General features: G+C 60.6%; 18 protein-coding genes. 7 read left to right on the top strand and 11 right to left on the bottom strand.

All coding sequences use genetic code 11. The features are described 5' to 3' along the window. Nucleotides 1–6: 6 nt before the first annotated feature. Nucleotides 7–1173: a phosphoserine transaminase gene (locus V8J81_RS16855; protein WP_368476911.1), complete on the bottom strand. Its 1167-nt coding sequence runs from the start codon at nucleotides 1171–1173 to the stop codon at nucleotides 7–9. Between the two features lie 305 nt (nucleotides 1174–1478). Here V8J81_RS16855 and V8J81_RS16860 point away from each other — a divergent pair, with 305 nt between their 5' ends. Beyond that, nucleotides 1479–1913 carry a MarR family winged helix-turn-helix transcriptional regulator gene (locus V8J81_RS16860; protein ID WP_368476912.1) on the top strand — a complete coding sequence of 145 codons (435 nt, stop codon included), beginning with the start codon at nucleotides 1479–1481 and terminating at the stop codon, nucleotides 1911–1913. Here the strand turns inward: V8J81_RS16860 and V8J81_RS16865 are convergent. After that, nucleotides 1910–2707 (bottom strand): alpha/beta hydrolase, encoded by a 798-nt coding sequence (locus tag V8J81_RS16865; RefSeq protein ID WP_368476913.1) that lies wholly within the window; start codon nucleotides 2705–2707, stop codon nucleotides 1910–1912. The two genes, V8J81_RS16860 and V8J81_RS16865, sit on opposite strands and share 4 nt — an antisense overlap. A gap of 95 nt (nucleotides 2708–2802) precedes the next feature. Between V8J81_RS16865 and V8J81_RS16870 the strand changes: the two genes are divergently transcribed. The 4 genes from V8J81_RS16870 to V8J81_RS16885 are packed head-to-tail and all read left to right on the top strand — an operon-like array spanning nucleotide 2803 to nucleotide 7424. After that, nucleotides 2803–3462: an ABC transporter ATP-binding protein gene (locus tag V8J81_RS16870; protein WP_368476914.1), complete on the top strand. Its 660-nt coding sequence runs from the start codon at nucleotides 2803–2805 to the stop codon at nucleotides 3460–3462. Nucleotides 3463–3464: 2 nt separating this feature from the next. Continuing rightward, nucleotides 3465–5855: an FtsX-like permease family protein gene (locus V8J81_RS16875; protein WP_368476915.1), complete on the top strand. Its 2391-nt coding sequence runs from the start codon at nucleotides 3465–3467 to the stop codon at nucleotides 5853–5855. Continuing rightward, nucleotides 5855–6904 (top strand): lipocalin-like domain-containing protein, encoded by a 1050-nt coding sequence (locus tag V8J81_RS16880; protein WP_368476916.1) that lies wholly within the window; start codon nucleotides 5855–5857, stop codon nucleotides 6902–6904. The genes V8J81_RS16875 and V8J81_RS16880 overlap by 1 nt, the downstream gene beginning before the upstream one ends. After that, nucleotides 6897–7424, top strand: a complete 528-nt coding sequence (locus V8J81_RS16885; protein ID WP_368476917.1) for a pyridoxamine 5'-phosphate oxidase family protein — start codon at nucleotides 6897–6899, stop codon at nucleotides 7422–7424. Before V8J81_RS16880 ends, V8J81_RS16885 begins: the two co-directional genes overlap by 8 nt. A gap of 138 nt (nucleotides 7425–7562) precedes the next feature. Here the strand turns inward: V8J81_RS16885 and V8J81_RS16890 are convergent, their stop codons facing one another. Beyond that, the gene (locus V8J81_RS16890; protein ID WP_368476918.1) at nucleotides 7563–9050 is read right to left on the bottom strand and encodes an alpha/beta fold hydrolase; all 1488 of its coding nucleotides are present in this window, start codon (nucleotides 9048–9050) and stop codon (nucleotides 7563–7565) included. 103 nt (nucleotides 9051–9153) lie between these two features. Between V8J81_RS16890 and serB the strand changes: the two genes are divergently transcribed. Then, a complete protein-coding gene (gene serB, locus V8J81_RS16895; protein WP_368476919.1) occupies nucleotides 9154–10026 on the top strand; it encodes a phosphoserine phosphatase SerB in 873 nt (290 codons plus the stop codon). Between the two features lie 30 nt (nucleotides 10027–10056). On the opposite strand, the gene V8J81_RS16900 is transcribed toward serB, so the two are convergent. The 7 genes from V8J81_RS16900 to V8J81_RS16930 form a co-directional block, all read right to left on the bottom strand. Continuing rightward, on the bottom strand, nucleotides 10057–10989 hold the full coding sequence (locus tag V8J81_RS16900; protein WP_368476920.1) for a Hint domain-containing protein: 933 nt from the start codon (nucleotides 10987–10989) through the stop codon (nucleotides 10057–10059). 121 nt (nucleotides 10990–11110) lie between these two features. Continuing rightward, nucleotides 11111–15646: a glutamate synthase large subunit gene (gltB, locus tag V8J81_RS16905; protein ID WP_368476921.1), complete on the bottom strand. Its 4536-nt coding sequence runs from the start codon at nucleotides 15644–15646 to the stop codon at nucleotides 11111–11113. Continuing rightward, on the bottom strand, nucleotides 15643–16314 hold the full coding sequence (locus V8J81_RS16910) for a DUF4328 domain-containing protein (protein ID WP_368476922.1): 672 nt from the start codon (nucleotides 16312–16314) through the stop codon (nucleotides 15643–15645). Before V8J81_RS16910 ends, gltB begins: the two co-directional genes overlap by 4 nt. Beyond that, on the bottom strand, nucleotides 16311–16769 hold the full coding sequence (locus V8J81_RS16915; protein ID WP_368476923.1) for a GFA family protein: 459 nt from the start codon (nucleotides 16767–16769) through the stop codon (nucleotides 16311–16313). Before V8J81_RS16915 ends, V8J81_RS16910 begins: the two co-directional genes overlap by 4 nt. A 72-nt stretch (nucleotides 16770–16841) precedes the next feature. Beyond that, nucleotides 16842–17396 carry a hypothetical protein gene (locus tag V8J81_RS16920; RefSeq protein ID WP_368476924.1) on the bottom strand — a complete coding sequence of 185 codons (555 nt, stop codon included), beginning with the start codon at nucleotides 17394–17396 and terminating at the stop codon, nucleotides 16842–16844. Between the two features lie 5 nt (nucleotides 17397–17401). Further along, on the bottom strand, nucleotides 17402–18139 hold the full coding sequence (locus tag V8J81_RS16925) for a hypothetical protein (RefSeq protein WP_368476925.1): 738 nt from the start codon (nucleotides 18137–18139) through the stop codon (nucleotides 17402–17404). Between the two features lie 118 nt (nucleotides 18140–18257). Beyond that, nucleotides 18258–19700, bottom strand: coding sequence for an NAD(P)-dependent oxidoreductase (locus V8J81_RS16930; RefSeq protein ID WP_368476926.1), 1443 nt, complete (start codon nucleotides 19698–19700; stop codon nucleotides 18258–18260). Nucleotides 19701–19903: 203 nt separating this feature from the next. On the opposite strand from V8J81_RS16930, the gene V8J81_RS16935 reads away from it, so the two are divergent. After that, nucleotides 19904–20707 carry an undecaprenyl-diphosphate phosphatase gene (locus tag V8J81_RS16935; protein WP_368476927.1) on the top strand — a complete coding sequence of 268 codons (804 nt, stop codon included), beginning with the start codon at nucleotides 19904–19906 and terminating at the stop codon, nucleotides 20705–20707. On the opposite strand, the gene V8J81_RS16940 is transcribed toward V8J81_RS16935, so the two are convergent. Continuing rightward, on the bottom strand, nucleotides 20704–21687 hold the full coding sequence (locus tag V8J81_RS16940) for a complex I NDUFA9 subunit family protein (RefSeq protein WP_368476928.1): 984 nt from the start codon (nucleotides 21685–21687) through the stop codon (nucleotides 20704–20706). The genes V8J81_RS16935 and V8J81_RS16940 overlap by 4 nt on opposite strands. Nucleotides 21688–21698: the final 11 nt, after the last annotated feature.

Consider the following 21698-nt stretch of genomic DNA (forward strand, 5'->3'; position numbering starts at 1 on the left):
TCGCGCTCAGGCCGCGACAGCTTGCGCGTCGATCTCGGCGTGGAAGGCCCAATCGAGCCACGGCAGCATCGCCTCGATGTCCGAAAGCTCAACCGTCGCACCGCACCAGATCCGCAAGCCCGGTGGGGCATCGCGATAGGACCCCACGTCGAAGGCCGCATGTTCCGTCATCAACCGCTTGGCCACGGCCTTGGCAAACGCCGCGCCGTCCTGAATGCGTGGGTCGGTGAACTTCAGGCAAACGGACGTGTTCGACCGGGTCGCCGGATCAACGGCAAGGTTCTCGATCCAATTCCGAGCGTCGCAAAAATCCCAGACTGCCTGCGCATTGGCATCGGCCCGCGCGTGCAAGGCGGGCAGGCCACCAAGGCTTTCGGCCCATTCCAGTGCAAAATGGTAATCCTCGACACACAGCATGGAAGGCGTGTTGATCGTCGCACCCTCGAAGATGCCGTCGATCAGCTTACCGCCCTTGGTCAGACGGAAAATCTTCGGCAGTGGCCATGCTGGTGTGTAGCTTTCCAGCCGCTCCACGGCGCGCGGGCTCAGGATCAGCACACCATGCGCCCCTTCGCCGCCCATTACCTTCTGCCAAGAGAACGTGACCACATCGAGTTTGTCCCAGGGCAGGTCCTGCGCGAAGGCCGCGCTGGTCGCGTCGCAAATCGTCAGCCCCGCGCGATCCGCCGGGATCACGTCGCCGCTGGGAACGCGCACGCCCGATGTCGTGCCGTTCCATGTGAAAACCACATCGGTATTCCAATCGACCGTGCCCAGATCAGGCAGCTCGCCGTATTCGGCCGTCGTAACCATGGCATCCAGCTTCAGCTGCTTGACCACATCCGTCACCCAGCCCGCGCCGAAGCTTTCCCATGCCAGCATCGTGCAAGGCCGCGCGCCCAGCATCGACCACATGGCCATCTCCACAGCGCCCGTGTCCGAGGCCGGAACGATCCCCACCTTGTAGTCCTCCGGCACGCCGAGCATGCGGCCTGTCATGCCGATGACAGATTGCAGCAAGCCTTTGCCGACAGCCGCACGATGCGACCGCCCAAGCGGCGCTTGGCGCAGGGCATCTGGTGTCCATGTGGGGGGTTTGGTGCAGGGGCCCGACGAAAACTTCGGATTCGACGGTTTTGAATCCGGCCGCTGGGCCGGTTGAGTCGTACTCATGGTGGTATCCTCACAGATATGCGCCCCTCGTTGGGGAGGGGTGTCCCACTGCATGGCATACGGACGCGCACGCTTGGGAACAAGCCGGAAACGGTGCATGGGCCGTCGTTTTTTGGTTCGCAACTCCGGATCAGAGTTCACGATCGGAAACAGAGGGCAATATCTATTGGATTGCCAGTTTCAATAGATTGCCACAGCGCGCACAGGCTAATTGTCAACTTTGCCTGACATTTTTCTTGCGTCACGGTCGAGCGGCCCGCTATCGTTATGGTTGTAATTCCCTGCGCGTGCCAAAGGTCGACCCCATGAAAGACCAATCTCAATCTCTGACATTTGATCTGTCCGAATTCCTGCCGTTTCAAATGTCGGTGCTTTCGGCACGGATGTTTGCGCGCGTCATGGAAGATGCCGGTCTTCAGGTCCCGGAATGGCGAATCATGATGGCACTGCCATCGAACCAGCCCTGCTCTTCGCACGATCTCTGCATCCTCACGGCAATGGATGCGGCGCGCGTCAGTCGTGCACAACGGCGCTTGGAAGATCTCGATATGATTTCGGTGATCCGCGACAAAGCTGACCGCCGCCGGTTGGTCGTTTGCCTGTCTGATCACGGCACAGAGGAAGTATCACGCCTCAGATCCGCAGCCCGCGCTGCCGAAAGCCGGATGCTCGACGCGCTTGGACCAGAGGATCGGGCACAGCTAAAAACGGCGATCTCCGCCCTTTTTGAGCGCCTCTAATCAACCACTAATTTGCACAAGTCGGACTGCGGGTTTTCAAGGCCCGTAATGATGCTGAAGTGATTTTCACCGGGCAGCTCGATTGCCTGAGTGACCGCGCCAAGCCCTGTCCAGATATTGGCCAACAGGGCGGATTGCCTGCGAAATTCCGGCCTTTCCTCCGCGCCCACGACACAGCTCACACGCACGCCCTCTATAGGCATCAAAAGGGCCGGGCTTTCTGCTATGGCTTCATCCGGGGTCAATCCAAGCGTTTGGTTCATCTTGGTCCGTAAAAGTGGGCGCAAGTCGTGCACACCTGAAATGGACACAACATGGGCAATCCGGCTCAGGACATGAGCTGGCAACACGCCGTCACACACCAATCTAGTCACCAAATGACCACCGGCTGAGTGCCCAACCAACCGAATAGATCCATCGATGCGATCGGCAATATCCACAATCGCTTGGGTGATCTCTGCGGTGATCTCGGAAATCCTCGCCTGCGGCGCCAACGTGTAAGTGACAGATGCGACCGCCTGACCAAGCAACAGCGGACCCTTGACCAGATGCGCAAAGTCACGGCCCTCAAATGCCATCCAATACCCGCCATGCACAAAAACGGTCACACCTTCGATCGCCGTGTCTGGCAGGTATAGATCAAAGAACTGCCTTGGAGCGGAGCCTGTCAATATCGTCTCAGGCGACAAGCTGCGATAAACCTTCGGGGCCTCATCCTTCCACCGTGCCAGAATAGCGTCCGCATCTTCAATATGCGCCCCATTGGCATAAGCATCATCCCAATCGGTGATCATCTGGCGCTCCTCCGGTCGCAGCAAATCTGCGGCAAAATACGCCCCAGTCGCAATGGCCCATGGCGAACAGGGACCGGCCTGCTACATCTGCGGCCATGGAAGCCCCTCTGCTCGACCTGCGCGATGTCTACAAATCCTTCGGCGATACGCCCGTGCTGGCGGGTGTTTCCATTTCAATGGGGGTGGGCGAAACGCTCGCGCTGACCGGTGAAAGTGGTTCGGGCAAGTCCACCTTGTTGCACTTGGCGGGTGGCCTCGACCAGCCCGATAACGGGAAAGTCATCCTGCAAGGCAAAGATATTGGCCAAATGGATGACACGGCCCGTGCCGCCGCAAGGCGCACGCAGATCGGATTGATCTTTCAGCAATTCAATCTCGTCCCGTCCCTCAACGTCGCAGCAAACATCGCGCTGCAAGCACGGCTTGCCGGTCAGCATGACGCCGCGTTCTGCGCGGAGCTCACCGAAAGGCTGGGCCTCACCGATCTAACTGCACGTTATCCTGAGCAATTGTCGGGCGGACAGCAGCAGCGCGTTGCCATTGCCCGCGCCCTCGCACCCCGGCCTGCTTTGATCCTGGCTGATGAACCGACGGGAAACCTCGATGAAGAGACCGGCGATGCCGTGCTGTCCCTTCTGCTTGATCTGGTGGCGGACACAAATGCGGGCCTCCTGATGGTCACGCATTCCAGCCGCCTCGCGGGCCAGCTTTCCCGCCGTCTGCACCTGTCACGCGGCGTTTTGGACGCCACCTGAACATGCTCTATACCGCACTTCAGAGCCTTACTTCGCATTGGGTCCGCCGCCCCGGGCAATTTGCGATGCTTGTTATTGGCCTCGCTTTGGCGACCGCGCTTTGGTCCGGTGTTCAAGCCATAAATGCCGAAGCAAGGTCTGCTTACGACCGTGCCGCCGCAACTTTAGGGCAAGATCAGCTTGCACGTCTGGAACGGGCGGACGGGCGCCCCGTGCCATTGGAGGACTACCGGGCGTTGCGCGCCGCAGGCTATCTGGTTTCGCCTGTGATCTCGGGTGAAGTACGCGATCCAAACGGACGCTTGCGCATATTGGGGATAGATCCGCTCACCGCTCCGGCCGCGGCACAAGGCCCAACACTGGATGGCGATCTCGACCTCGCCGCCTTCTTCACAGACCCCGGCCTTCTTCTGATGACGGAAGCGACCGCAAACGGCCCATTGCCTGCGGATCTTCCGCCCATCACACTCACGTCCGAAGTCCCCCCAGCGGCAGCAATTACCGACATCTCGACGGCGGCACGGCTTTTGGGGCAATCCGATCCCTCATATCTGCTCGTCTCACCGCAACAGCCCTTTGGCCTACCTCCATTGGCCGAAGCAACCAACCTACAGCTGCGCGCGCCCGAAACGGCCAACGACATCTCTCGCCTGACCGACTCCTTTCACCTGAATTTGACCGCTTTTGGCTTCCTCAGCTTTGGCGTCGGGCTGTTTATCGTCCACGCCGCCATCGGCCTCGCGTTTGAGCAACGGCGCGCGACAATCCGCACCATGCGGGCGATTGGCACGCCGCTCCGAACGGTTCTGCTCGCGCTCGGGTTCGAGCTTGCCATTATCGCCCTGGTCGCAGGCCTGATCGGCATTCTCCTCGGCTACCTCATTGCCGCGACCTTGATGCCAGGTGTCGCAGGAACCCTGCGCGGTCTCTACGGGGCTGAGATTGAAGGTGTGCTTCAGTTCAATCCCTATTGGGCAGTTTCGGCCCTCCTCATTACATGGCTTGGCGCAGGCGCTGCGGCGGTTCAGGCCATGGTTCGCACCGCCCGAATGCCCCTTTTGTCGCCCGCCCTTCCGCGCGCCTGGGCGCAGGCATCTGGCCGCGCGATCCGACTTCAGGCCATTTGCGCTCTGGCGCTATTTTGCCTCGCAGCCGGGTTTGCCGTCTTTGGCCAAGGCCTCATCCCCGCATTCCTCTGCCTCGCCGCTCTCCTCATCGGTGCGGCTCTGATCCTTCCTGCGGTCATGACCTTGGCCCTGAAAGCCCTTCCGGCGCGTGGCGCCTTTGGCGAATGGGTGCTTGCCGACACACGCCAACAAATCCCGGGCCTCTCGCTCGCGCTCATGGCGCTTCTCCTTGCGCTCTCCGCGAATATCGGTGTTTCCACCATGGTCGGCAGTTTCCGAAGCACCTTCATCGGCTGGCTCGACCAACGCCTCGCGTCCGAGCTTTACGTCACAGCCGCCGATCCCACCGAGGCCGCGATGTTGATGGATGCAATCCGGCCCGATGTGGATGCAATCCTTCCCATCGTCTCAGCCGACCAGCGACTTTTCGGACGCCCGGCGCAGGTTTTCGGCGTCGTGGACCATCCGACCTACCGCGAAGCGTGGCCGCTCCTGTCGCAATCCATTGATCCATGGGATCAACTCGCCAGCGGCAACGCTGTGCTCATCAACGAACAACTTGCGCGGCGCGAGAACCTCGCCCCCGGCGACACACTTCCCATCTCCGAAGGCCTGCTTATCGTGGGCATCTACTCCGACTACGGGAACCCGAATGGGCAGGCCATTATGTCTCTAACCCGCTTTTCAGAGACATATCCTGAGGCTCAATCCTTCCGCTTTGCGATCCGCATCGACCCTGGCGACGCCCCCGCAATGGCAACCCGCCTGCGAGCGGAGTTTGGTCTGCCCACCGACGCCGTAACGAACCAGAGCCAGGTCAAAGCCTTCTCGATCGAAGTGTTTGACCAGACCTTTATTGTCACCGGCGCGCTCAACATCCTGACCCTCGGCGTGGCCGGTATCGCCCTTCTGACCAGTCTGCTGACACTCGCCAATCTTCGCCTGCCGCAGCTTGCACCGCTTTGGGCGATCGGCACGTCTCGCGCCACCTTGGCAAAGGTGGAACTCGCGCGCGCGCTTGGCCTCGCCATCCTGACCTTTCTGTTCGCGCTTCCCGTCGGCTTGGCGCTGGCGTGGGTCCTGCTCGCATTGGTCAACGTGGAGGCCTTCGGTTGGCGCCTCCCCATGCAACTCTTCCCCAGCGATTGGGCGCGCCTTTTCGCCCTCGCTCTCCATGCCGCCGGTCTTGCGGCCCTCGGCCCCGCCCTGCGCCTTGCCCGCATCCCACCCGCGCGCCTCACCCAGATCTTTGCACAGGAACGCTGATGCGCTTTGTCCTCGCCCTCCTCGTCACGATCAGCCAAGCACAGGCACAGGGCTTTGCCGGTCTGGGCACGCAAGCGGATGGCTTCGCCGGGCCGCAACCCGACCCGACCTTCTCGTTCCCCGCTGATCACGGGCCCCACCCAGATTATCGCATCGAATGGTGGTATCTGACGGCGACCCTACAGGGTGAAGATGGCAGGGATTACGGCGTGCAGTGGACTCTGTTTCGCAGCGCGTTAGAGCCTGAAATCTCCGATAATTGGACAGCGCCACAGCTCTTCATGGGCCACGCCGGGCTCACAACACCCGACGCCCATTTCAGCGCCGAACGCCTCGCGCGCGGCGGCATCGGTCAAGCCAGCGTCACCGCAGACCCATTCCAAGCGCAAATCGACGATTGGCAAATGACCTCTACCGCGACCGAGGGCGATGCATATGACGTCCTCCACCTGACCGCACGCGGCTCAGATTTCGCGTATGACCTGAACCTTGCCGCCAATGGCCCTCTGATCTTCCATGGCCAGGATGGCTACTCTGTCAAAAGTGCCGAGGGGCAAGCCAGCTACTACTATTCGCAACCCTTCTACTCCGTGGCCGGCACTCTCAACCTCCCCGACGGCGACATCGCCGTCACCGGCACCGCCTGGCTGGATCGCGAATGGTCCTCGCAACCGCTCAGCGACGATCAGATGGGATGGGATTGGTTCTCCCTGCAATTTGAAGACGGCGCGCGCATGATGGCCTTTGCCCTGCGCAGCACCGATGGCGACAGCTTTACCTCCGCCACATGGATCAACGCCGATGGCACGACCCAAAGCTATGGGGATGGCCATGTCGAACTCATGCCGCTGGCAAGCACCGAAGTTGCGGGCAGAGCAGTGCCGACCGAATGGCACCTCTCTTTCCCCGAACGGGGCATCGACATCCGAACCATGCCCATCAACGCACAAAGCTGGATGGATACGAGCTTCCCCTATTGGGAAGGCCCTATCACCTTCACTGGCACCCATGCCGGTCGCGGCTATCTGGAGATGACAGGGTATGAGTGATCAGAGCCTATCCAGCGTGTTAGAAATCGTGTGGCAACATCTAAGCCGCGGCACAGCCGACCGTCATCACCCTGCTCGACACCCGACGCTGGCCACCATCAGCCCCGATGGCCCTGACCTCCGCACCCTTGTCCTGCGTTGCGTCGACCGCGAAACCAGCACCCTTGAGTTCCACACCGACAGCGCGTCCCCCAAAACCGCGCATATCGCCGAAAACCCGGCCATTGCCATCCACGTCTGGATCCCCAAAGCGCGCCTGCAAATCCGTGCACGCGGTACAGCCCGCCTTGTCGCAGGCGATGCAAAACTCTTCGACCGGCTCCCAGAACAGGCGCAGGCAAACTACACGGGGCCAATTCCAGGCACTCCCCTGCCAACGGACACACCCAATACCCCGCCGCGCTTTGCCCGGCTGCTTTGCGTGTTGAGCGAAATAGACGCCCTCATCCTGTCCGACCCTCATCAACGCGGGCTCTTCACAAGCGCTAAGGATTGGCAAGGCGCGTGGATCGCCCCCTAGGGACCCCTCTCCTTCCTCGTTTCAGAAATACTTCGGGGGGTCGCCTGTGGCGACGGGGGCAACGCCCGCACGCCTGAGCCCAAAGCGCGCAAGCGCGACGGCGAGGAGAAAGAAGCGCGACGCAGTCGCACCGACAGGTCAGGATCCGAGCGTCTCAACATACATCGGGAATGATACGCCAAGCGCCCAGCCCAACAGCAGGCCCAACCCGATCCCCACGGCCAATGTCGACCCCGTGCGCCGCCCCACCCAGCGGCCCATCATGCCGAAGGTGGCATAAAACAGCAGGATCACCGGGAAGATCAGAACCAGAAAGAACAGCCGCTCGAAATCCAGCGCGACGGCGATGGCAAGCGACACCAGAAATGCGCCACGCACAACGATCCGCTGCCATAGCGCCGCCAATGTCGCCCGTGTCAGGACCGCATCCGCCCACATCGCCAACACCGCCCCCGGCACAATCGCCAGAATGATTGGCACACGCCCTGCATGGGGCACGAAGGACGCCACGTAGCGATCCATCAACAAGCCGAACAGCCCGACTCCGAAGACGGCCAGCACCAATCCCCAAACCCATCCGCGCCCGTCCGGCCTCCAGCCGGCAACCCATGCGCCAAGCAGCACGAACAAGCCGTATAGACCCAGATGTATCGCCAAATAATCCGCCACCAGCACGGGCAGAACGCCAACCTCGACCTGCACTGCAGCCAACGGCGCAATCAGCGCAGGCACGAACGCCAAGGCCCAAAAGACGCGGCGTGGAAGAGCCTCTGGTTCTGGTCCTTCTGGTAGCAGACGCGCCAACGGCGTGGCTAGCATCACGGCCCCCGCCAGCATCAAGACAATGCCCAAACCTAGCCGTGCAACAGGCGTCTCACCACGCATCCCAAGGCTCGCATTCGCCCAATCCACGGCCTCGCGTAGCCCGTCCGGCGCCCACAAGATCGCCACATGCTCCGCAAACGGCACGGCAACTGCCCGCCGCGCAAAACCCTCCCCCGGCGTGCCCACGGTCTCGCCTTCAGCCGCATCAAGGTTCGCCATCACGCGCCGGGCCTCAGATCGCAGCGCGCTTTCCCACGCGCCGTTCACGATCAGCAAGTTTTCGGGCGCATCCACTGTGACCGCCTGCGAAAACACCGAAATCCCGATCACTGCTTCGACGCGCGGATCAGCAATTCCGGCCCGCACAACCAGATCGGACGACATGGAATGCCCAATCAGCACCACGCGCGGATCGGCCCCGGGCTGCTCCACCGCCCAATCTGCCACCCGTGCGATTTCGTCCAAAAGCAGCCGTGTCGTCCCGTCGATGGAAGTCACATCCCCGGACATCGGCACAGGGTTGCGCCCATGCCCTTCCAGGTCCAACGTCACGGCAATGTATCCGGCCCGCGCAAAGCTTCCGGACCAGGCCGCCATCATCTGTCGGGATCCGGCAAAGCCATGCACGATAACGGCAACCGGCCCTTCATCCACCATGCGCGTGACCGTCACAGGTGTCGTACCGACCCTGTCGTGCACGATCTCCAAACCGGCGCGGGGCCGTTCCAGCAGGCTGATCCCCACCACCAACGCCAGCAGTGCGATGGCCCCAATGACCCATATGCGCTTATCTATGCTCATCGTCGCCCAGATAGCGCAGCATCCGGTCCGCGCCAATCCGCTGGCCCCTCTACGCCACAATGCCTATGCTGACTGGGAAGATTGAAAGCGACGGACGACCCTCATGTTTACCGTGACCCTGCTGACCAACTCGGCCATGTTCCTGGACCGAGAGTTGGTCACCAACCTGCGCAATGCCATGGGGGGTGGGGATGCAATCTGGCTGGATCCAAATCACGCCGCCGAATTTGAGGTGCAAAAAGTCCCCAAAGGTATCGATACCGTTTGGAAAAGCCTGTCTGCCGAAGGCGTAGACCTTGTCGTCCAATCCTCGGGAAATCGCAAAAAGCGCATGTTGTTGGCCGATATGGACAGCACCATGATCCAGCAGGAATGCATTGACGAACTGGCCGCGGAGGCTGGCGTGGGCGACCGTGTCGCGGCAATCACCGCCCGTGCCATGAACGGCGAGTTGGATTTTGAGGAGGCTCTGATCGAACGCGTCGGCTTACTCAAGGGATTGCCCGAAGCAACGATCCAGACAGTTCTCGAAAAACGCATAACCCTGATGCCCGGCGGCCAAGTTCTGCTGGCCACCATGCGCGCCAACGGCGCCCATTGCGCGCTGGTCTCAGGCGGTTTCACCGCCTTTACATCGGCCATCGCGGCAAAGCTTGGATTCCACGAAAATCATGCCAACACCCTACTGTCTGAGAACGGGACACTGACCGGCGATGTGGCGCGTCCGATCCTTGGACGCGACGCGAAGGTTGAGGCGCTGCAAGCAATCACTCAGGCACAAGGGCTTTCCCCATCCGATGTACTGGCGTTGGGCGACGGGGCCAACGACCTCGGCATGCTGCAACTGGCCGGGACTGGCGTCGCGCTCCACGCGAAACCCACGGTTCAGGAACAGGCCGATATCCGCATCAACCACGGCGACCTGACGGCGCTTCTGTTCCTTCAAGGGTACACGAAGGCCGATTTCGTCCAGTAAACAGCGCGGATCCACACCACTCCGTCGAGGCTATGTCCAAGCCGCCCGGGCTTCCTGAACTCTCAAGGCCGGATAGGCCATCGTGAGCTCATCCATGGATGCCTTAAGCTCAGGGAAGAGTTCCAGAACTTCCGTGCGCGTAGCCCGTTCCTGCGGGGCCGCCAAATGACCGATGAAATAGCTTTCGGTCGGCACACCATTGGCCCGCACGATCTCATGATCTCGGAACAGGAGGTGGATATACGTCACTGAATCAGTTTCGACACGTCGAATACTGGTTTCATTGACCAACGCTATCGCAGGAACCAGCACCCTATCAGCCGCAAACAGCAATTCCGCACGCCATCCTTCGACAAGCATCCGGTGTTGCGGCGAAACAGCCAGCTCCCCGGTGTTTCCGATAGCACCATCTTCAAACACCACTTGCGCATAGCGTCCTGTACCACGCACGGTGCGTGATCCGATCCAAAGCAATTCCTGCGGCCCGTGATCCTCGGTCAGGACAACATCACCTGGCCGCAACGCTTCAACGGCTCGCGCTCCATCCGGCGTGTCAATCATCGTCCCGGGTGTGAAACATGGCGGCCCAAGCTCCCCAACAGGCAGTTCGGTGCTGGGTGTGATGCCGTTTGAGCGGACGAATTCGGCGGATTGCAGGATCGTACCATCATAGGGCGTGAAGATCGCGGGCTGCCCCGTGATGTAGAAGGTCGCGCCGAAAATTTCGACTTCGACGCCGCCAATCAGAACAGTGACAGAATCGCCGTACCAAACGGCCGTGATCTCGTTGAAAACCTCAGGATCAGATCCGGGTTGCAGGACCGTGTCGCCCGCATTCGGCTGAATAATCCCGTTATCGTCATTGTCGAAAAAATCGAAGATTTGCGGCGTCAGGGTCGACCCCGGCGTTACTCCGTTGAACGGATCAATGACATAGAATTGGTCGGTATACTTTGTCGGCACAACGCACCTCTGATCGCGATTTGATCAGAGGTAGCGCCTGCCCAAGTCTATTTTGAGGTGAAAAAATGGCGAGTCTCGGCAATTTGCCCCGACTTCACTGGGAAATCGGGGCAAACCTTGTCTATTCCGCCGGAACGGCTGTCTCTTCGATGCCCAGCGGCACCTCCAGCTTGTTCAGCATCTCTTTCGGGCAGACCTGAAGGAAGTTTGCCTTCTCCATCTCCCAATGCTGCAAGATGTCCCTCGCCTTGGCGCTTCCTGTCTCCTCGGCATGGCGTTCCACCAGACCGCGCAGCTGCGCCTCCCAATGATCCATCGTCACCGGACAAGTCACCAGCGTCTCAAGGTTCATGTTCACCAGCGCCTCACCCTCGGGATCGTAAAGATACGCCATCCCGCCGGTCATGCCCGCGCCAAAGTTTGCGCCAATCGACCCGAGGATCACAGCCACCCCACCGGTCATGTATTCACACCCGTTGGATCCGCAGCCCTCGATCACCACCTTCGCGCCGGAGTTCCGAACGGCGAACCGTTCCCCGGCCCGGCCGGCGGCAAAGAGATAGCCGTCTGTCGCACCATAAAGCACTGTGTTTCCGATGATGACGTTGTCCGCAGCGACTAGCGGAGAAGCCATCGGCGGACGCACCACAACAGTGCCGCCTGACAGGCCCTTACCAACGTAATCATTGGCATCGCCGCTGACTTCCAGCTTCAGACCGGGTGCCGCAAACGCGCCCAGCGATTGGCCAGCCGACCCTTTCAGCTTCACCGTCAAATGATCCGGCTGCAGGTCATTCCGCATCCCGAACCGCTTCACGATATGGCTCGACGTCCGCGTCCCAATCGTACGCAGCGTGTTTTGCACGGCATAGGACAGCTCGATCTTCTCACCATCCTCAAGGAACCGGTGCGCATCCTTCACGATCTGCGCATCCAGCGTGTCAGGCACCTCGTTCCGGGGCTTGTTGCGGTCGTACGTGATGTCCGCAGCCCCATCGACGGTGATCAGCATTGGGTTCAGGTCCAGATCATCCAGATGCGCCGAGCCACGGCTCACCTGAGACAGCAGATCCGCCCGCCCGATCACCTCATCCAAGCTACGCGCGCCAATTGACGCCAGCGTCTCCCGCACTTCCTCGGCGTAGAACGTGATCAGATTCACAACCTTGTCGGCATTGCCAGTGAACTTCTCGCGCAGCGCCTCGTCCTGCGTACACACGCCCACCGGGCAGGTGTTCGACTGACACTGACGCACCATGATGCAGCCCATCGCGATCAACGCGGCGGTGCCGATGCCGTATTCCTCGGCCCCCAGCATCGCCGCCATCACGATGTCACGCCCCGTGCGCAAACCGCCATCCGTGCGCAGCGTGATCCGCTCGCGCAGGTTGTTCATCGCAAGAACCTGATGCGCCTCGGTCAGGCCCATCTCCCACGGCAAACCGGCATATTTGATCGAAGTCGCAGGCGACGCACCGGTGCCGCCGTTGTGCCCGGAAATCAGGATCACATCGGCCTTGGCCTTCGCCACACCGGCGGCAATCGTGCCAACGCCCGAAGATGCCACAAGCTTCACCGTCACCTTACAGCGCGGGTTGATCTGCTTGAGGTCATAGATCAGCTGCGCCAGATCCTCGATCGAATAGATATCGTGGTGCGGCGGGGGTGAGATCAGCGTCACACCCTTCGTCGAATGCCGCAGCCGCGCGATCAGGTCCGTGACCTTCATCCCCGGCAACTGGCCCCCCTCACCGGGCTTCGCACCCTGCGCGACCTTGATCTCCAGCTCTTCACACTGGTTCAGGTACTCGGCGGTCACACCAAACCGGCCCGAGGCCACCTGCTTGATCTTCGCAGACGGGTTGTCGCCATTGGGCTCCGGGTGGAAATGCGCGGGGTCTTCGCCGCCCTCGCCGGAATCCGACTTCGCGCCAATCCGGTTCATCGCCACGTTCAGCGTTTTATGCGCCTCAGGGCTCAGCGCGCCCAGCGACATGCCCGGCGTCACGAACCGCTTGCGGATCGACGTGACGCTTTCCACCTCGTCAATCGGCACCGGCGCGCCCAGCGGTTTGAAATCCATCAAATCGCGCAGGTGGATCGGCGGATTGCTCCGCATCTTCTCGGAATACTGCTTCCAAAGACCGTAGGAGGCGCGATCACAGGCCGCCTGCATCATATGCATCGTCGTCGCCTGCCAGGCATGCGTCTCGCCTGAGCGGCGGGCTTTGTAAAAGCCACCAATCGGCAGCACGCCTTCGCCACGCAGCCAGCCCTTTTCGTGGACCTCTTCGACCTTGCGCTGCAAGCCACTCACGCCGATCCCGGAAATCCGGCTGAGCATGCCGGGGAAGTATTCCGCCACCATGGCGCGGCTCAGGCCCACGGCCTCAAAGTTCAGACCCCCGCGATAGGACGAGATCACCGAAATCCCCATCTTCGCCATGATTTTCAACAGACCCGCATCAATTGCCGCCCGGTACCGCGCCATGGCTTCCGTCAAGTTGCTTTCGATCAGGCCACGGTCGATCCGGTCGGCCAGGCTATCCTGCGCCAGATACGCGTTCACGGTCGTCGCGCCACAGCCCACCAGAACCGCGAAGTAATGCGGGTCAATGCACTCCGCACTCCGCACGTTCAGCGAGCAGAACGTCCGCAGACCCTTCTGCGTCAGCCCGGAATGCACAGCGGATGTCGCAAGGATCATCGGCATCGCCACGCGACCCTCGCCCTGATGTTGGTCGGTCAGAACGATGTGCCCGGCGCCGGACCGCACGGCATCCTCCGCTTCAGCCCGGATCCGCGCCAAGCCTTCACGCAGCGCACCCGCAGGCGCACCCGCATCAAAGGTACAGTCAATTTCGACGACCGAGCTTTGGAAGTAGCTCACCATCTTGTCGAACTGCGCGTTCGTCACGAACGGGCTGTCCAAAACCAAAATTTCTGTCTGTGACGAGTCTTCATCCAGAACGTTTTTCAGGTTCCCGAACCGCGTCTTCAGCGACATCACGCGGTATTCGCGAAGCGAGTCGATCGGCGGGTTCGTCACCTGGCTGAAGTTCTGCCGGAAATAGTGGCTCAGCGGGCGATATTGGCTCGAAAGCACGGCGGACGGGGTATCATCCCCCATCGACGCGAGCGCTTCCTTCGCGTCCTCCGCCATCGGAGCCAAAATCTGCTCCAGCTCTTCAATCGAATAACCCGCCGCAATCTGCCGCTTGCGCAGGTCAGATCCGTCAAACAGCGTCTTCTCCGTCGCACCGGCCATCTCGGCTTCGAGGTCGGTGATCTTGTCTGTCCACTCACCAAACGGACGACTGGCCGCCAGCGCATCCTTGATCTCCGTGTCGTGGAACAGGGCCTGTTCCTGCATATCCACGGCAATCATCTGCCCCGGCCCAAGCGCGCCCTTTTCCACCACGCTGGCCTCATCAATCGGCACCATCCCGGCTTCCGATCCGGCAATCATCAACCCATCACCCGTCACCACATACCGCATCGGCCGCAGACCGTTCCGGTCCAGCCCTGCGCACACCCAACGTCCATCGGTCATCGCCAGGGCGGCAGGGCCATCCCACGGCTCCATCACGCTATTGCAGTACGAATACATGTCCTGCCACGCCTGCGGCAGTTCCGTCGCCGTCTGGCTCCAGGCCTCGGGCACCAGCATGGTCTTGGCCATCGGCGCATTGCGCCCGGCCCGCACCAGCACCTCGAACACCGCATCCAGCGCGGCCGAGTCGCTCGACCCGCCCGCCACGATCGGCTTGATGTCTTCTGCCATGTCGCCAAAAAACGAAGACGCCATGCGGATCTCATGGCTCTTCATCCAGTTCAAGTTGCCCTTCAACGTGTTGATCTCACCATTGTGTGCCAACATGCGGAACGGCTGCGCCAGCCACCATTGCGGGAACGTGTTGGTCGAATACCGCTGATGGTAGATCGCAAAAGCGCTCTCGAACCGCTCATCCATTAGGTCGGGGTAGAACTCGGCGACCTGCTCGGCCAGCATCATGCCTTTGTAGATGATCGACCGGCAGCTCAGCGAACACAGGTACAACTGCCCCACACCCGCCGCCTGCGCCGCCTTCTCGATCCGACGCCGGATCACATACAATTCCCGCTCAAACGTCTCTTCATCGACGCCCTTCGCGTTGGAAATGATGATCTGCTCAATCTCGGGCCGCGTCGCATTGGCCTTCTCGCCAAGGCACGACACCTCTACCGGCACATGGCGCCAGCCATAGATGTAATAGCCCATCCGCAGAACTTCCGACTCCACGATGGTCCGGCACGTCTCCTGCGCGCCGAAATCATTGCGCGGCAAGAACACCTGACCCACGGCCAGCAGTTCATCCCGCATTTCGTGGCCGGTGCGCTTCACCTGCTCGCCAAAGAACTTGTAGGGGATTTGCACATGGATACCGGCGCCGTCACCGGTCTTCCCGTCCGCATCCACCGCCCCCCGGTGCCAGACTGCCTTCAGCGCGTTGATCCCATTCTCGACCACCTTGCGCGATGGTTTGCCATCCACAGCCACCACGAGCCCGACACCGCAGGACGAATGCTCATGCTCCTCCCGGAACAGAGAATTCTCCTCCATCCACGCGCGCTTGGTTTCCTCGGCCTTGGCCCAATCAGCGTCAAAACGGGTCATAGCTGTCCCTCCTCAAGGTCAGGGGTCGAAGATGCGGGCCGCGCCTCAGCACTTATGGCCGTCATCTCAAGAATAAGTTTGCGAAACAGGAACGCGGCAGGGATCGCCGTCAGGGAAGACACCACATCGAGCGTCGTCCCCGTGCGGAAATCCTCAATCGTGTACGCGTTGAAGTTGATGTTGTTGCTGACCCCTGCAATCACAGTCGTCGCAACCCACAATAGCCACCAAATGATCGCCCAGGATGGCCAATCACGCCCACCGGACCCAACCAACCCGTCCCATGTCTGCCGCATCGCCTTGTAAGGCATCACGAAGTTCGCAAACGGCACGAAATACCAACCGACCGCCCAGCCGGGCGTAATGACCTCAGGGTTCGGTGTCACCGCTTGCGCATTACTTGCAGCCCGGTAAATCCACATGCCGCTGGCGATATAGCTTCCGATCAAGGCGATCAGGAACACGCCTGCCACAAAGATTCCGGTCCCGTCGATCCGGGCCGCTTCCGCATCCATCTCGGCTGCGGACAGAAGATTGCCGTCGATGGCGTCATAAAACCCGAACAGCTGGAACGAATGCCACGTAAACAGGAGCTCTGCCGCCATATAGGCCAGCAGGAAGATCGACGCGACGCGCCCGGTCTTTGACAAATCATATGGCAGGCTCATGCCGTACCCTCCGTAACATGGCGGTTCTTGGCCTCATACTCGGCCTTGGTCGCACGGCGATGGTCGCCCGCGAGGGCCGCATAGGACGGCGCGCAGTCGGTGTAGATCTCCGAGATCACAGGAAAACCGGCAGCATCGGGAAACAGCGCGGGCATCAACTCATAAACCGCGCCCTCTTCATTATCCCTAAGCCACAGATTGCTCCCACAGGTCGGGCAAAACGTGCGCGTCGCAAATTCGGTGGAGGCATAGCTGGCAACATCACCCTCAACCGTCACCGCATCGGCATTCGCCTGAAACGCACCCCACACAACTCCATTGGAACGCTGGCAAATACCACAATGACACACGCCGATCGCCGCGATGTAGTCACCATCAACGGTGATCCGCACAGCGCCGCACAGGCACGCGCCGTCCAGCTTTCCGCTGGTCCGATAGGGGTCAGCAATGCTCACAATGCTTGCCCTCCGTGAACAACTTCCGCTGGCATCCGCTCAGCCGTCGCCAGCCTGCGATGATCTGTGCGCTCAATCGAGTTCAATGTCGTATTCCCCACGCGCAACTCCGCGCATCTCAAAGCTCGGTTGTCCCCGCGTGCCCACCAAAGGCACCGCGAATTCCATCTGAACCCGCATCCGCCCCTGCGGCGTACACTCGATGTTGGATACCGCGATCCGTACATTGTCGAATGCCTCCCAGGACCGGACCGGCGCGGCATCGCGGTTCACTTCATTGAAGAAAACCCCCGGGTTCGAAACGGCCCAGCCGGTGCCAGTGCGCTGCACTTCGAAGATGACGTTCAGGTCCCACCCCGGCGCACCGCGGCCACCGAAGAAGTTCACCTCGAAATAATCGTAAGCCTCACACGGTCGCGCGATCCCATCCAAGATGAAGACGGTCGGAGATGCCCAGATCGTATCAACCGTCTCGTCCCCAAAATCGTTGACCACGCCTGAGATCTCATCCGTCAGCACTTCGCTGCGCACCGAAAGCGACCATGGCGTTTGCTGTGCGCTAACCGGAACGGACAGGCCGAGGGCCAGCAAAAACGCTACGGCAAATCTGGCTTTGGCCAACCTCATCACTCTCACTGCGCAACCCTCCAGACCGGATCCAAAGGCAGGGCGCTCATCATGTCGCCGCAATCATATTCCGGCTGCGTCGTCAGAAAGTCAGGATCGCCCGCTTCATGGAACTCCACGGGGCTGTAATTGCCTTCAAACGTCTCGCCGCCCGGGGTTGTGACCGTCTCCAGCCCACCGAAGAACAGCCCCATCTCACGCGACACGAATTGGGTGCCTTCCGTGCGACGTGGCCCCGCCGTGGTTTCCCACTGATAGGCAAATTCCGTGACCAGCAGGGACCGCCCATCAATCGCGATCTCGTCTCCGGTCAGCCGGTCGAACCCGGTATAATCACGCTGGAAAATGCCCTCGGCGCGCTCCTCCCGGATGGAGAAGACCATCGTGTCATTTCCAGTTTCCAGCAGCTCGGCCATGCTGGCCGGGTCTTCTTCCGGTTCGATCAGAACGTCGCGGCTTCCCGTGCGCAGGTTGAACGCCTGCAACCAGCGAAACTCCGCGTCGGTGTAGTTGAGGTAGAACGGCCCGTCTTGATCCAGCGTGACACGCCAATGGCTGCCTTCCGGATCGCTGTCACACCGCCAGTGATGCGACACGAGGCATGACCGCGACTGAACCGTCAAAAACGCCGTGCACCCTTCGGGCACCGGGAACAGGTCGCTGCCGCTTTGCGCCGCAGCCGGAACAGCCGAGACCATCCCAAGCAGGGCGGCGTTAAGGATTTGTCTACGAATGGGCGGCATCAGGTCAGTAATCCTGTCATTTTGGAATTTCGTGGGACCCAGTAGCGTCCGGTGTGTAACTACAGATGCACTACAGAATAACTACAGGTTCCCTACAGCGGGTTTCAGCACGGACGGGTCACTCCGCGGCGACGGTTTTCGGGGCCGCGGCAACCCGTTCTAGGATCGCCTCCGCTGCCTCACGTCCATCGCGGATGGCCCAGACAACCAGGGAGGCACCGCGCACGATGTCACCAACCGCGAACACGTTTTCGAGGTCCGTTTCATGGGTCATCGGCTTGGCTTTGATGGTGCCCCAGCGTGTCACCGAAAGCTCTGGTGTGTCCCACAGCGTCGGAAGATCCTCAGGCTCAAAACCCAGCGCCTTAATCACCATGTCTGCGCCTTCGATATAGTCAGCGCCTTCAATGACTTCCGGCGATTGGCGGCCCGTGACGTCCGGTGCACCAAGGCGCATTTTCTGCACCAAAACGCCGTCCACAACGTCATTCGTCGCGTTGAAGCCCTTGGGCGCGGAAAGCCAAACGAATTCAACGCCTTCCTCTTCCGCGTTCTGCACTTCACGCTGCGAGCCCGGCATATTCGCCCGATCCCGACGATAAAGGCACTTCACGCTCGTCGCACCCTGCCGCGTTGCCGTGCGCACGCAATCCATGGCCGTGTCGCCCCCGCCGATCACGACGATCCGCTTGCCTTCGGCGTTCAGCTCACCATTGTCGAATTCCGGCACAGCATCGCCAAAAGACTTGCGATTAGAGGCGGTTAGATAGTCGATCGCCCGCACCATTCCGGTCGCAGTCGCATTCGGCCCCGGCAAGTCACGCGACTTGTAGACGCCGGTCGCGATGATCACGAAATCATGCTCTTCACGGATTTCGGCGAGCGTGATGTCTTGGCCAACGTCACAGTTCAACTCGAACTTCACGCCGCCATCTTCCAGCAGCTTGTTGCGCCGCATGACCACGTCTTTCTCCAGCTTGAAGCCGGGAATCCCATAGGTCAGCAGCCCGCCAGCGCGGTCATAACGGTCATAGATTGTCACCTGCAGACCCGCGCGCCGCAGCATGTCAGCGGCTGCAAGGCCACCCGGGCCTCCGCCGATAATTCCAACAGATTCAGGCCGTTCAACAGATGGCGCGATGGGCATGACCCAGCCTTCATCCCAAGCCGTGTCGGTGATGTATTTCTCAACCGAGCCGATGGTCACAGTGCCGTGGCCCGATTGCTCGATCACGCAATTGCCTTCGCAAAGGCGGTCCTGCGGGCAGATGCGGCCGCAGATTTCCGGGAAGGTGTTCGTGGCCTGGCTGACCTCATAGGCTTCGCGCAGGCGACCTTCAGCGGTCAGCTTCAGCCAGTCGGGGATATTGTTGTGCAACGGGCAATGCGACTGACAATAGGGCACGCCACACTGGCTGCACCGCCCAGCCTGCTCCGCCGCCTTCTCGCGCGCATACTCGCCATAGATCTCGGCGAAATCCTCTTTCCGCTGGTCCGCTGCCCGCTTTTCGGGCATCTCCTTACCAACAGTGACAAACTTCAACATGGGTTGCTTAGCCAAACCATCGCTCCCTATCCTGAGCGGCCCGTATATCGGTGGTCTTTGGGGATAAAAAGACAACTATGCTGACCTTTATGCTTTCAGATGCGCAAAAGAAACAGTCTTTGAGCGGGAAACATGTCTTTGTATGGCAGCATAGTTTACCTTTAATTAGGAAAATAGAATTAAATCAGATACTTAAAGAGCGGGTTGATTGATCAAAAATGAGCCTGCTTCACCTGCTGATTCTCGCCCTCATCCAAGGCATCACCGAATTCTTGCCGGTTTCGTCTTCGGGCCACCTGATTCTGCTACCGAATCTCACGGGTATGGAGGATCAGGGGCAGGTCATCGATGTGGCCGTCCATGTCGGCACTCTGGGCGCCGTCGTTCTGTACTTCTGGAGGGACGTGAAGATGGGCCTGGCCGGCATCCCGCGGATGCTCACCGGAAAGATCGACACGCCCGGATCAAAACTCGCCTACCTCCTGCTGATCGCCACCATCCCCGTGATCCTCTTCGGGCTCCTGCTGGAAATCACGGGAATCTACGACAACCTCCGCTCCATCGCAGTCATCGGCTGGACCATGCTGATCTTCGGCCTCGTGCTGTATTGGGCCGACCAAAAAGGCGCGGAGGAGAAACGCTCCGAGGATTGGACCTTGCGTGACGCCATCGTCATGGGCCTTTGGCAAGCCATCGCGCTTATCCCCGGCACGTCCCGCAGCGGCATCACGATCACTGCCGGGCGTTATCTTGGATATGACCGCGAAAGTGCCGCGCGCATCGCAATGCTGATGTCTATCCCAACGATTATCGCCTCGGGCGTCTTCGCAGGGGCCGAGGTGATTGCCACGGCGGATGCCGCCGCCGCGCGGGACGGTGCGATCGCAGCGGGCTTCTCCTTTATCGCAGCCCTCGCCGCGCTGATCCTGATGTTCAGACTTCTGCGCAGCGTCAGCTTCACGCCATACGTGATCTACCGCGTCGTCCTTGGGCTGATCCTGCTGGGGATTGCCTACACTTAGCTTTCCCGCAGGTTCTGTGCGCTTTCCTTGATGTCGGAATACTGCCCGGATGGACGGAAGACGTAGAGGTAATCGTCCAGCACAGCCTCCATCGCCGTCGCCTCGACGCCAAGATCCGCCAGCGTTTGCGCATTTTCCCCAACCACATTGTCGGATGCCAAGGACCGCACCTGATCGCGCGTCAGAATGCCGTTGTTGAACAGGCCAAGCGTGACCGTCTGTGCCATGTCCAGAACAAACGCCATGATGCGCGCCACGAAGAACGGGATATTCAGAACCAGACGGCGACGACGAATGACGCCCAACATGCGGTTCATCAACTCACGGAAGGTCTCCACATCGGGGCCACCCAGCTCATACGTGCCATGCGACTCGCCAAGAATGCCTTTGACGGCGGCTTGCGCAACATCATCGACATAGACGGGTTGAAACCGCGTTTCCGCACCGGCCACCGGCAGGATCGGACCAAGCCGTGTCATGCCCGCAAAGCGATTGAAGAACTGATCTTCCGGGCCGAACACAACCGAAGGGCGCAGGATCATCGCCGTCGGGAACGCCTCAAGAATGGCGGCCTCTCCAGCAGCTTTGGATTGCGCATAAAGGCTATTGCCTTCCGCATCGGCCCCAATGGCTGAGATATGGACCATAGTCTCCGCCCCTTCTTCCGCCGCCATGCGTGCAATCCGGGCCGCGCCCTCATGCTGGACAGCGTCGAAGTTGTTCTTGCCACCGGCATCAAACGTGCCCACACAATTCACCACAGCATCCGCGCCATGGATTGCGGCCCGCACCGAAGCATCATCACGGATATTGGCCAGGATCGGCTCCACCTGTCCGACAACACCGTAGGGCTTCACGAACAGCGTCTCATTCGGGCGGCGCACAGCCACGCGCACGCGCCATCCCTGCTTGGCCATGCGGCGAGCGATGTAGCGGCCCACAAAGCCCGAGCCGCCGAAAATGGTGACGAGTTTAGCCATCTCTGGGCTCC

Source organism: Gymnodinialimonas sp. 202GB13-11 (assembly GCF_040932485.1).
In the GTDB taxonomy this organism is placed as follows: domain Bacteria; phylum Pseudomonadota; class Alphaproteobacteria; order Rhodobacterales; family Rhodobacteraceae; genus Gymnodinialimonas; species Gymnodinialimonas hymeniacidonis.